The sequence below is a fragment of the Streptomyces atratus genome (assembly GCF_014648655.1).
Taxonomy (GTDB): domain Bacteria; phylum Actinomycetota; class Actinomycetes; order Streptomycetales; family Streptomycetaceae; genus Streptomyces; species Streptomyces atratus.
The window spans coordinates 1-1,455 of sequence record NZ_BMRN01000174.1 but is presented as its reverse complement, the minus strand read 5'-3'; the positions used below and the strand labels follow the sequence as shown (position 1 = coordinate 1,455).

Genomic DNA, 1,455 nt, shown 5'->3' with positions numbered 1-1,455 from the left:
AGCAATACCGTTCAGTTAGTGGGCTCGATGGTGATGTGGGGGCTGTGTTTGGGCTGGGGCCAGTGTGTGTGGTGGGAGCGTTTCGCGGCCCATTTCAGGACCTTGCGTTTGACGACTCGGGGGTGTGAGCGCTTTCGGCGGGGTGGGTTGAGGTGTTGGGTGAGCCATCGGATGGCGTGATGCCAGGTCGTGTTGGCCGTGTCAGTGCCCGGAGGGGGAAAATGCGCCCTGCGCGACTGAACGGCGGGCGATGCGGAGGGCCTTGACGAAGGAGACTCTGTCGGGGTCCTGGCCGGTGTGCGCGGCGGTGTCAGCCATCAGGGTGCGGATGGCGTAGTGGCAGCACAGGTGCCCCCAGATTTCTTGCTGGACAAGGTCGGGGGCTTTCGAGCGCAGTACCGCGCGGGGCCCGCGCTGGTGGGTTTTCAGCTCGTCGAAGGTGGTCTCGATCTCCCATCGTTGGGCGTAGGCGGCTGCGAGGTCCTCGGCGCCGGTCTCGGCAGGGTCGAGGATCGTGGTCAGCAGCCGGTATTCCTCGGGGTTGTCCCGGCCGTCATCGACCGTGTAGTCGATCACTCTGACTGTGAGCGGCTCCGTCGTGGCCCGGTTCGGGCCCGACGTCGGGACGATCCGGGCCAGCCAGGACCCATCGGCCAGTGTTTCCAGATGCCGGGGCCGCAGGTTCGTTTTCACTCGCCAGAGTAGATCCGCGCCCGTGGCGGCGGCCTGCTGCCAGAGAGTGAACCCGTAGAAGCCCCGGTCGGCCAGGACCAGTTGGCCCGGCTCCAGCCGGCCGACGAGCTGCCGGGACAACTCGATCTCCGACACGCTGCACGGGCCGGTGGCAGCGTCGAAGACGGCATGGGTGCCGCATTCCGCCAATGCCACCAGGCGGGCCTGCGGAAACGCGGACCGCTCTCCCCGGCTGGAAGCGGGCCGCCCGAAGAATTCTGCGTTGGCTGCCGTGTCTGCCACGTCCAGACACGTCCCGTCGATCGCCACCAGACGACGCCCGGCCAGCCACGACCCCGGCGTGTCCGGCCCCGCCAGCGGACGCGCGACCCGCGCGAAGAGATCCCGCACCGGCTCGAACCCCAGACGAGCCCTGGCCTGGAAGATCGCCGACTTCGAGGGCGGCGTGAACGAATCCGACCACCCCGACGCCCACGACAGCCCATCCGTGAGCTGCGCAAACACATCCTCGTAGGAGCCATCCGAATACAGCGCCATCCCCATCGAGAAGTACGCCATCACCCGCGCGGGCAAGGACCGGTGACGCCGCTCAGTACGCCCTGCCGCCTCGATCACCGCGTCAACCACATCTGCGGGAAACACCCGCGTCAGCAACCCCACAGACACCAAATCCGACAACCGGACATCAGAAGACGGCTTCACCCAACCAGAACGCGGCATCCCCCCAAGATACCCCAGAAGCACTTAACTGAACGGTATTGG

At 66.7% G+C, this 1,455-nt stretch carries 1 protein-coding gene; it reads right to left on the bottom strand.

Annotation, left to right across the window (positions count from 1 at the left end; translation table 11 throughout):
- Positions 1–201 precede the first annotated feature (201 nt).
- On the bottom strand, positions 202–1,413 hold the full coding sequence (locus tag IEZ15_RS43915; protein WP_189282509.1) for an IS4 family transposase: 1,212 nt from the start codon (positions 1,411–1,413) through the stop codon (positions 202–204).
- Between the last annotated feature and the right edge of the window lie 42 nt (positions 1,414–1,455).

Coding starts and splice junctions, on each gene's coding strand:
- IEZ15_RS43915 (WP_189282509.1), bottom strand. CDS start 1,413: ATGCCGCGTTCTGGTTGGGTGAAGCCGTCTTCTGATGTCCGGTTGTCG.